Here is a 9,525-nt window from a genome sequence, read left to right on the forward strand (position 1 = left end):
TTGTTGCCGCCGGCCGTCATCGCCTTTTCGAAGTCGTTGACCACCTGGGGCGTGCACCAGTCGTCGGTGTTGGCGAAGTGGCCCTGGATTGGGATCCTGATCTTGGCCGGATCGGCGAGCTGGCCCGGCGGCACGCCATAGAACGGTACGCCGCAGGCGATGCCGGAGACGCGCGCCGCCGCGGCAATCGTGAGCGCGCCGCCCATGCAGAAGCCCATGACGCCCACCTTGCCGCTCATGGCAGCCAGATGCTTTACCGCTCCGGCGATGTCCTGGTCCGAGGCGCCGACGAAATCGAGGCCGCTCATCATGTGGTTGGCTTCGTCCGGCTTCTGCGTCACGCGGCCCTTGTAGAGGTCGGGCGCCAGCGCATTGTAGCCGGCGGCGGCAAAGCGATCAGCCACGCCCTTGATCTGGTCGTTCAGCCCCCACCATTCCTGGATCACGACGATGCCGGGCTTGCCCTTGCCGGCCTCGGCGACATAGCCCTTGCAGGTCGAGCCGTCGGGACGCTTGAAATCGATCATGCTGCCCATGGTTTCCTCCTCGTTTGGTCGTGAGCTTAGAGCTTCGAGCGCAGTTCCGTCTTGAGAATCTTGCCGTAGTTGTTCTTGGGGAGAGCATCGACGAACTTGTAGTCCTTCGGCCGCTTGAAGCGCGCGATGTTGTCGAGGCAGAGGCGGTCCAAGTCGGCCGGCGCGACGCTGGCCCCCGGCCGCGTCACGACGAAGGCCACGACGTCCTCGCCCCATTCGGGGTGCGGCCGGCCGACCACCGAGCATTCGGCGACGGCGGGATGGAGGTTGAGCACGTCCTCGATCTCGCGGGGATAGATGTTGGAGCCGCCCGAGATGATCATGTCCTTGGACCGGTCCTTTAGCGTCAAGAACCCTTCCTCGTCGAAGGCGCCGACGTCGCCGGTCCACAGCCAGCCGTCGCGCAGCGAGCGAGCGGTGGCCTCGGGATTGTTCCAGTAGCCCGCCATCACCGGATCGCCCTTGCAGATGATCTCGCCGACTTCTCCCGTTGGCAGCTGGCGGCCGTCCTCGTCGACGACGCGGACCTCCATGCAGGTGTCGGCGATGCCGGCCGAGGCGAGGCGCACTTCCCAGCGTGGATGATCCTTCTGGGCGTGGAATTCGCGGCTGAGATGGGTGATGGTCATCGGGCTCTCGCCCTGGCCATAGAGCTGGCACAGGACATTGCCGAGCGTCTCCATTGCGCGCTTGAGGTCGCTCACGTACATCGGCGCGCCGCCGTAGGTGATCAGCCGCAACGCGCCGGGCCTGAGGTCGGCGGCGCTGCCGTGTTCGACCAGGCGCTTCACCATCGTGGGGGCGAGGAAGATGCTGCACTCCGGCCAGCGGTTCATCAGCTCGACCGTTTCCGGCACCTCGTATTTGCCGCTTTCGGGAAAGACCTGCACCGAGCCACGCGCCAGCATCGGGAAGTTCCACAGTCCCGAGCCGTGGCTGATCGGCGCGGCATGCACGATCGAGCCGCCGGGCGGCGGTCGGTCGACATCGGCATAGTAGTTGAGCGTCATGGCCAGCAGGTTGCGATGCGTCAACATCGCGCCCTTCGGCCGGCCCGTGGTGCCCGACGTATAGAAGAGCCAGGCGAGGTCGGTGGGCTCGCAGTCGGCGATCGGACTGGGATCGCCCACAGCCATGAAAGTATAGGCGCGCGTCGTGGTGTCGACGATCTCCTTCAACTCGGGGGCGTCCTTGGCGGCCTCGGCGATCGTGCCGGCGAGGTCTGGGGTCACGAAGCAGAGCCTGGCGCCGGAATTCTCCAGGATGAAGGCCATCTCCTTGGCGTGCAGCTTGGCGTTCATCGGCACGGCGCAGAGGCCGGCATGCCAGATGGCGTACATGACCTCGATCGATTCGACGCAGTTGGTCATGGCGAAAGCCACGCGATCGCCCGGCTGCAGCCCGAAGCGGACGCGCAGGTGCGTGCTCATGACCGCGACCTTGCGCCAGAGGTCGCGGTAGCTGAGATAGGGCGAGGCACCGCGCGCCAGGGCGGGCAGGTCGCGGAATTCCTGGGACGAGCCCAGCAGCAGATGAGCGATGTTCATGGCGGCAGAACTATTGCAGGCGCGGCATCAACCTTGCAATGTGCGGCTCATGCAGGATTTCGATTTCGCCATCATCGGCGCCGGCATTGCCGGGGTTTCCGCCGCCTACCATCTCGCACCCCAGGCAAAGGTGGTCATCCTCGAACGCGAGCACGTGCCAGCCTATCACACCACCGGGCGCTCGGCGGCGCTGCATTCGGAGACCTACGGCAGCGCCGAGATCCGCGCCATCACCGTGGCCTCGGGCCATTTCTACCGCAAGCCGCCGCCGGGCTTCACCGAGCATCCCCTGCTCACCCCGCGCGGCGCCCTGATCGCCGGCCGTGTCGACCAGGAGGCGGCGATGAAGCAGGCGGCCGCCAACTATGCCCGCCTGGTGCCGAGCGTGCGCTGGCTCGCGCCCGAGGAGGTGCTGCGCCGGCAGCCCCTGCTCAAGCCGGAAGCCGCGGCGGGTGGCGCGATCTTCGAGGAAGCCGAGGACATGGACGTGGCCGCCATCCACGCCGGATTCCTGAAGGGCGCCCGCGCCGCAGGGGCGGTGCTGAAACTCAATGCCGAGGTTATCGGGCTCGAGCGCAAGGATGGGCGCTGGACCATCAATCTGCGCGGCGACGAGAGCGTGAACGCGGCCAACATCATCAATGCCGCGGGCGCCTGGGCCGACGTGATGGGCGGGCTCGCCGGCTGCACGCCCGTCGGCCTGGTGCCGAAACGGCGCACCGCCTTCACATTCGACGCCCCTCAAGGGCTCGATCTGGTACCTCTGCCGATGGTCATCGATTTCGACGAGACCTGGTACTTCAAGCCCGAGGTCGGGCAGTTCATGGGCTCGCTCGCCGACGAGACGCCCTCGCCGCCCTGCGATGCCCAGCCCGAAGAGATCGACGTCGCCACCGCCGTCGAGCGCATCGAGACGGCGAGCACCCTCACCATCCGCCGCATCAAGAACAAGTGGGCGGGCCTCCGGAGCTTCGTGGCGGACAAGAATCTGGTGGTGGGCTACGACTCCAAGGTCGAAGGCTTCTTCTGGCTGGCGGGTCAGGGCGGCTATGGCATCCAGACCGCGGCGGCGGCCGGACGACTGGCGACAAGCCTGGCGCTGGGCAAGGGACTGCCGGCCGACATCATCGAACTCGGTGTCAGCGAGGCGGCACTGTCGCCGGCGCGCTTCACGCCGCAGTGATAAAATGATCACAGCACATCGCCAAGCCCTGACTTCCTGGTGAGGCTGCCACAGGCGCATGGTTGCGTCGTGGAAACGCCCCCGCGCCCTCCACGACAGATATCAACAAGGGAGTGACACATGACCAGGAAGACCCTCATCGCCACCGCGACCGCGATCTTCGCCGCCGGTGCCTTCGCGACCTCCGCGCAAGCCGCCGGCGTCAAGTGCACCGGCGCCAATTCCTGCAAGGGCACCAGCGCCTGCAAGACCGCCTCGTCGGCCTGCAAGGGCATGAACGCCTGCAAGGGCCAGGGCTGGACCGAGGCCGCCGATGCTGGCGCCTGCACCAAGGCCGGCGGCAAGGTGATGTAGGTTCGTCGCTCCCCCGACGGACAAGGGGCGTCGCGGGAAACCGCGGCGCCCTCTTCGTTTGGCCAGCTCACCAAACTGTGAGGAGAGCACGTTGATCGGTGATTTGTCCGCCGCCGTAGACCAAGCGCAGGGTCGTCCTGCCGCATCGGCATCACGCCGATCCGAGGCCAAACAGGGAGACAGAAGAATGACCAAGCGCACCGCTTTCGCCACCGCCGCCGCCGTCTTCGCCGTCGGTGCCTTCACACCCGCCGCCTTTGCCCAGGTCGCCTGCGCCGGCGCCAACGCCTGCAAAGGCCAGAGCGCCTGCAAGACGGCCAAGTCGTCCTGCAAGGGCATGAACGCCTGCAAGGGCCAGGGCTTCGTCAACACCGGCTCTTCTTTTGAATGCACCGTGATCAAGTCGAAGTAACCCGGCTTTTGGCGGCAGGCGGGCGTCTGGGGAAATCGCGGACGCCCGTCCCCTTTGTGGAGTAAAATTCACCCCATGTGCGCCGTCGCCGTCGATTTCGGGTTGGGGCTCCGGCCCGAGCACTACGAGGAGATCGCCGCCAGCCCCGGCCGGGTGAGCTGGTTCGAGGCGCTGTCGGAAAACTACATGGTCCCGGGCGGCAGCCCGATCTACTGGCTCGACCGCATCCGCCGCGACTATCCGATGGCGCTGCACGGCGTGTCGCTCTCAATCGGCTCGATCGATCCGCTCGACTTCCGTTATCTCGACGACCTCAAGGCGCTCGCCGACCGCGTGCAGCCGATGTGGGTCTCCGACCATCTCTGCTTCACCGGTCTGCGCGGCCTCAACATGCACGACCTGCTGCCGCTGCCTTATACCGAGGAAGCGCTGGACCACGTCGCCGAGCGGGTGATGCGCGTACAGGACCGGCTCGGCCGCCGCCTCGTGCTGGAGAACGTGTCGAGCTACGTTACCTACGCCGCCTCGGAACTCAGCGAGTGGGACTTCATCGCAGAACTCGCCCGCCGCGCCGACTGCGAAATCCTGCTCGACGTAAACAACGTCTATGTCAGCGCCTTCAACCACGAATTCGACGCGCTTGGCTTCCTGCACGCCATGCCGAAGGAGCGCGTGCGCCAGTTCCATCTCGCAGGCCACACCCACAAGGGCAGTCATATCATCGACACCCACGATCATCCCATCGTGCCCGACGTCTGGGCGCTCTATGCCGAGGCAGTGAAACTCTTTCCGGACGTGCCGACCATGATCGAGCGCGATGCCGAGATCCCGCCCTATGAAGAGTTGCTGGCCGAACTCGACACTGCGCGCGGCATCGCCGCCGGCATCTCGCGCGAGGCCGCGGCATGAGCGGGATCAATGCCGGTTCCCTGGGCGATCTGCAGCGCGCCTTCCAGGATTACCTGCTCGTCACCAGCGATGCCTTCCAGGCGGCCGTGCGCGACACCAGGAAGGCCGATCGCACCATCCTGCTCGACGTCTACCGCGACGGCTATGCACTGCGCCTGATCGAGGTGCTGACCACCGACTATCCCGGCCTGATGGCGATGGCAGGTCCGGCCGACTTCGACCATGTGGCACGCGCCTACATCGCCGCCCATCCCTCGCGGCAGCCCTCGGTGCGCTGGTTCGGCAAGGACCTCGCGGATTTCATGGACAAGACCGCACCCTACGACAAGGCGCCGGCCGCAGCCGAGATGGCGCGCTTCGAATGGGCACTGGGAGAGGCCTTCGACTCGGCCGACGTGGTCCCCATCGCCGCCGACGTGTTGCTGGCCCTGCCGCCGGACGCCTGGGAGACGCTCACTTTCACGGCCCTGCCGTCGCTGCGTCGCTGCACCTTCGCCTTCGAGGTGGCGCAGGCCTGGCAGCGGCGCGATGAGGTCGAGCCCGGCAATCTCGAGGTCGCCGCCGCGGCCGAGCCGGTGACCTGGGCGATCTGGCGGCCCGAGCGCATCTCCAGCTTCCGCTCGCTCGAGGCCGACGAAGCCGCGATGCTCGACGCGCTGGTCGCCGGGCGTTCCTTTCCCGAACTCTGCGAGACGGTGGCGGCCTTCACCGGCGAAGATCAGGCCCCCGCCCGCGCCGCCTGGCTGCTCCGCACCTGGGTCGAGGGCGGCATGATCGCGGGTTTTTCGTCAGGAACCCGCGCCGGCTGAAATCCCGCTGACACCGAGACGGCCAACGATGCGGAACGTCCCGTCGCCGGCAGGCTTCACGATTGCACCCTGCCCTTCCGGCAGTTCGACACCGGAAACATCGCGCATGGTCGGCGCGTGACCGACCAGCACGACATTGTCGCCGGCCGGCAGACGCCGGGCGAGCCGCGCCTGCAGCCTGGCATCGGCCACCGCCACCTCGGCCGGCGTCTGGCTCACGTGATAAAGGAGATCGGGGTTCACCTTCGCCGCGCGACCAAAGACAAGCTCGGCGGTCTCGCGCGTGCGGCAGAATGGGCTCGACTCGACTGTGGCGGCAGAAATACCGAGCGCCCGCAGCTGAGCGCCGAGGGCAGCCGCCTGGGCGCGGCCCTGGGCGTTGAGATTGCGCTGCCAGGAACAGTCGGCGAAATCGCGCACGGCGGGCTCGGGCGTCGCCGCCGTCTCGGCATGGCGCAGATAGATGACGTAGCCGCCCTGGCGCAGTTCAGCCACCAACGCCGCCTGAGGATCGGCGGCCGTCGGCGGCCGCGGCGTGGCGCATGCCGCAAGCAGACTCATCAGCAGGCAGAGCGACAGAACGCGCATGGCTTTCCATTAACACGCGCGACGACTAAGGTCGCATCACGCCCGCTTGATGGAACTGGTAGACATACGGGACTTAAAATCCCGAGGCCGTGAGGCCGTGCTGGTTCGAGTCCAGCAGCGGGCACCATCCAGCCTGAACCAAGAGGCCTGATGTTCTCTCGTATCGCAACGGCGGGCCTGCTGGTCGCGATCGCCTTACCGCTCTCCACCCCCGCGTCCGCCCAGGCCCCGGCGCCCGATAGCTGGATCGAGGACGGCAAGACCGGCTGCAAAATCCGCAATCCGGCGCCGCAGCCGCGCGAATCGGTCGCCTGGTCGGGCGCCTGTCCGAACGGGATCGCCGAAGGCACCGGCGTCCTGCAATGGTTCGACGGCGACAGGCCGACCGACCGCTACGAGGGCGAGTTGCGCGACGGCTGGGAAAGCGGCCGTGGCGTCGCCACCAGCACCGTGATCGCCGACCGATATGAGGGCGAGTGGCGTGACGGCTGGCGGCATGGCCAGGGCGTCTACGACTTCACCAATGGCGACCGTTATGAAGGTGAATGGTTCGAGGGCCTGCGAGCCGGGCGGGGAACCATGGTATGGGCCGACGGCGCCCGCTACGAGGGCGAATGGCTCGACGGCCACCCGAACGGGCAAGGCATCTATGTCGATGCCTCGGACGCCGTGTTCTCGGGCACCTGGCTCCGGGGCTGCTTCCGCGACGGCGGCCGCAAGATGGCGGTCAGCGCGACTCCCAGGGATTGCGGCTTCGAGTAACCGCTAGCCTCTGTAGTGGCACGACACCCAATGCCCCGGCCGGCTCTCGCGCAGCTCGGGAACGCGCGTCGCGCAGTCGGGCCTGGCGATGGGGCAGCGGGTGTGGAAGTGGCAGCCCGACGGCGGGTTGATCGGGTTGGGCACGTCGCCCTGCAGCATGATGCGCTGGCGCTTCACCGTCGGATCGGGGATCGGCACCGCCGACAGGAGCGCCTCGGAATAAGGATGCAGCGGCGTGTCGTAGAGGTCGCGCGCCGGCGCGATCTCGACCACGCGGCCGAGATACATCACGGCGATGCGCGTCGAAATGTGCTCGACCACGCTGAGGTCGTGGGCAATGAAAAGATAGGTGAGGCCGAATTGCTCCTGCAGGTCTTCCAGGAGATTGATCACCTGTGCCTGGATCGAGACGTCGAGCGCCGAGACCGGCTCATCGCAGACGATCAGCTTGGGCTCGACGGCAAGCGCGCGGGCGATGCCGATCCGCTGGCGCTGGCCGCCGGAGAATTCGTGCGGGAAGCGGCGCATGTGGTCGGGCTGCAGGCCGACGGTCTCGAGCAGCTGGACCACCCGCTCCTCGTGCTCGCGCCGCGATTTCGCGAGATTGTGGATGGTGAGCGCCTCGCCCACGATCGCACCCACGGTGAGGCGGGGATTGAGCGAGGCATAGGGGTCCTGGAAGATGATCTGCATGTCGCGGCGGAGCGAACGCAGCGCCGTGGCGTCCATCTTCGTCACGTCGGCGCCCTCGAACCAGATCCCGCCCGAGCTGGGCTCGATCAGCCGCAGGATGCAGCGCCCCGTCGTCGACTTGCCGCAACCCGACTCGCCCACCAGGCCCAGCGTCTCGCCGGCACCAATGTCGAAGCTCACGCCGTCGACGGCATGCACCTGATCGACCACGCGCGACAGTATCCCGCCCTTCACGGCGAAGTGCTTGCGGAGGTCGCGGACGGACAGCAGCGCGCCATCCTTGGTCGCTTCCATCTTGCTCATAGGATGCATGCCACCTTGTGACCGGGTGCCACTTCCTTGAGTGGCGGTATCGCCTGCGTGCAGGCCGGCATCACATACTTGCAGCGGGCAGCGAAGCGGCAGCCCGGCGGCGGATCGAGCAGGCTCGGTACCGTGCCGGGGATCGATTCAAGCCGCGCCTGGCGCCCGGCGCTGCGGTCGACGCGCGGGATCGAGCGGATGAGGCCTTGCGTATAGGGATGGCGCGGATCGCCGAACAGCGCCTCCACCGGCGCTTCCTCGACGACCTTGCCGGCGTACATCACCACCACGCGCTGCGTCGTCTCGGCGACCACACCCATGGCATGGGTGATCAGCATGATCGCCATGCCGAAGCGCTCCTTCATCTCCTGCATCAGTTCCAGGATCTGTGCCTGGATGGTGACGTCGAGCGCCGTCGTCGGCTCGTCGGCGATCAGCAGCTTGGGCTGGCAGGAAAGCGCCATGGCGATCATCACGCGCTGGCGCATGCCGCCGGAGAACTGGTGCGGATAGTCGTGCACCCGGCGCTCCGGGTTGGGGATGTTGACCAGTTTCAGCATGTCGGCGGCGCCGACCATGGCCTGCTTGCGCGAGAGCTTCTGGTGCAGCTCGATGACCTCGGCGATCTGGTCGCCCACGGTGTAGACCGGGTTGAGCGAGGTCATCGGCTCCTGGAAGATGATGGCGATCTCGCGGGCGCGGATCTTGTTCATCTCCGCCTCGTCGAGCGGGATGAGGTCACGGCCCTGCCACAGGATCTGGCCCGCCTCGAAGCGGCCCGGCGGCATGTCGATCAGCTTCAGCACCGAGCGCGCCGTCACGGTCTTGCCGCAGCCCGACTCGCCCACCACGCCCAGCGTCTCGCCGCGGTCGATGCTGAGGCTGACGCCGTCGACCGCACGGACCATGCCGTCGTCGGTCTTGAACCAGGTTTTGAGTCCACGAATATCCAGCAGCGGTTCAGCCACGCTACACTCGCTCTACAGGACGCGGCGCGGGTCGAGCGCGTCGCGCAGGCCATCGCCCATGAAATTGATGGTGATCACGGCGAGGAAGATCGCCGCCCCCGGGAACAGCGCCCAGTGCGGCGCAATGTCGAGATAGTCCTTGGCGTCGCGCAGCACGCTGCCCCAGGTCGGAATGTCGGAGGGAAAGCCCAGGCCGAGGAAGGACAGTGTCGATTCGGCGATGATGGCGGCGGCGACGTCGATCGTGCCGGCCACGATCACCGGACCGACCGCATTGGGCAGGATGTGCCCGACCACCAGGCGTAGCTTGGAGGCACCCAGCGCCCGGGCGGCCTCGACGAACTCCTTTTCACGCAGGCTGAGGAACTGGGCCCGCACCAGGCGGGCGACCTGCATCCAGCGCAGGCCGCCGATCACGACCACGATCAGGATGAACGCGCCGCCTTCCACGCCAAACAGCC

Annotated in this window: 12 protein-coding genes and 1 tRNA gene; 7 read left to right on the top strand and 6 right to left on the bottom strand. The window is 67.0% G+C overall.

Annotation, left to right across the window (positions count from 1 at the left end; translation table 11 throughout):
• Nucleotides 1-536, bottom strand: a 536-nt coding sequence (locus EPO55_RS16950) for a dienelactone hydrolase family protein (RefSeq protein WP_296338205.1), incomplete at its 3' end; no start/stop codon positions are given.
• Nucleotides 537-562: 26 nt separating this feature from the next.
• A complete protein-coding gene (locus EPO55_RS16955; RefSeq protein ID WP_296338206.1) occupies nucleotides 563-2,083 on the bottom strand; it encodes an AMP-binding protein in 1,521 nt (506 codons plus the stop codon).
• Here EPO55_RS16955 and EPO55_RS16960 point away from each other — a divergent pair.
• From EPO55_RS16960 to EPO55_RS16980, 5 genes are all read left to right on the top strand, one after another.
• Entirely contained in the window at nucleotides 2,082-3,266 is a 1,185-nt protein-coding gene (locus EPO55_RS16960; protein WP_296338207.1) for an FAD-binding oxidoreductase, read from the top strand. The genes EPO55_RS16955 and EPO55_RS16960 overlap by 2 nt on opposite strands.
• A gap of 120 nt (nucleotides 3,267-3,386) precedes the next feature.
• Complete coding sequence (locus EPO55_RS16965) at nucleotides 3,387-3,620, top strand: hypothetical protein (RefSeq protein WP_296338208.1); 234 nt, start codon at nucleotides 3,387-3,389, stop codon at nucleotides 3,618-3,620.
• 187 nt (nucleotides 3,621-3,807) lie between these two features.
• Nucleotides 3,808-4,032: a hypothetical protein gene (locus tag EPO55_RS16970; protein ID WP_296338210.1), complete on the top strand. Its 225-nt coding sequence runs from the start codon at nucleotides 3,808-3,810 to the stop codon at nucleotides 4,030-4,032.
• A gap of 75 nt (nucleotides 4,033-4,107) precedes the next feature.
• Nucleotides 4,108-4,941 (top strand): DUF692 domain-containing protein, encoded by an 834-nt coding sequence (locus EPO55_RS16975; RefSeq protein ID WP_296338212.1) that lies wholly within the window; start codon nucleotides 4,108-4,110, stop codon nucleotides 4,939-4,941.
• Complete coding sequence (locus EPO55_RS16980; protein ID WP_296338213.1) at nucleotides 4,938-5,750, top strand: DNA-binding domain-containing protein; 813 nt, start codon at nucleotides 4,938-4,940, stop codon at nucleotides 5,748-5,750. Before EPO55_RS16975 ends, EPO55_RS16980 begins: the two co-directional genes overlap by 4 nt.
• Here EPO55_RS16980 and EPO55_RS16985 read toward each other — a convergent pair.
• On the bottom strand, nucleotides 5,730-6,338 hold the full coding sequence (locus tag EPO55_RS16985; RefSeq protein WP_296338215.1) for a histidine phosphatase family protein: 609 nt from the start codon (nucleotides 6,336-6,338) through the stop codon (nucleotides 5,730-5,732). The genes EPO55_RS16980 and EPO55_RS16985 overlap by 21 nt on opposite strands.
• Before the next feature lie 40 nt (nucleotides 6,339-6,378).
• Here EPO55_RS16985 and EPO55_RS16990 point away from each other — a divergent pair.
• Together EPO55_RS16990 and EPO55_RS16995 are read left to right on the top strand one after the other, a co-directional pair.
• Nucleotides 6,379-6,465: transfer RNA gene (locus tag EPO55_RS16990), tRNA-Leu, on the top strand.
• Nucleotides 6,466-6,488: 23 nt separating this feature from the next.
• On the top strand, nucleotides 6,489-7,100 hold the full coding sequence (locus EPO55_RS16995) for a hypothetical protein (protein WP_296338216.1): 612 nt from the start codon (nucleotides 6,489-6,491) through the stop codon (nucleotides 7,098-7,100).
• 3 nt (nucleotides 7,101-7,103) lie between these two features.
• Here the strand turns inward: EPO55_RS16995 and EPO55_RS17000 are convergent, their stop codons facing one another.
• From EPO55_RS17000 to EPO55_RS17010, 3 genes are all read right to left on the bottom strand, one after another.
• Nucleotides 7,104-8,105 carry a dipeptide ABC transporter ATP-binding protein gene (locus EPO55_RS17000; RefSeq protein WP_296338217.1) on the bottom strand — a complete coding sequence of 334 codons (1,002 nt, stop codon included), beginning with the start codon at nucleotides 8,103-8,105 and terminating at the stop codon, nucleotides 7,104-7,106.
• Nucleotides 8,093-9,004: an ABC transporter ATP-binding protein gene (locus EPO55_RS17005; RefSeq protein WP_296338219.1), complete on the bottom strand. Its 912-nt coding sequence runs from the start codon at nucleotides 9,002-9,004 to the stop codon at nucleotides 8,093-8,095. The genes EPO55_RS17000 and EPO55_RS17005 overlap by 13 nt, the downstream gene beginning before the upstream one ends.
• A 72-nt stretch (nucleotides 9,005-9,076) precedes the next feature.
• Nucleotides 9,077-9,525 (bottom strand): ABC transporter permease (locus EPO55_RS17010; protein WP_296338218.1); only part of this gene is annotated, 449 nt, incomplete at its 5' end.

The sequence above is a fragment of the Reyranella sp. genome (assembly GCF_004296935.1).
Classification (GTDB): domain Bacteria; phylum Pseudomonadota; class Alphaproteobacteria; order Reyranellales; family Reyranellaceae; genus Reyranella.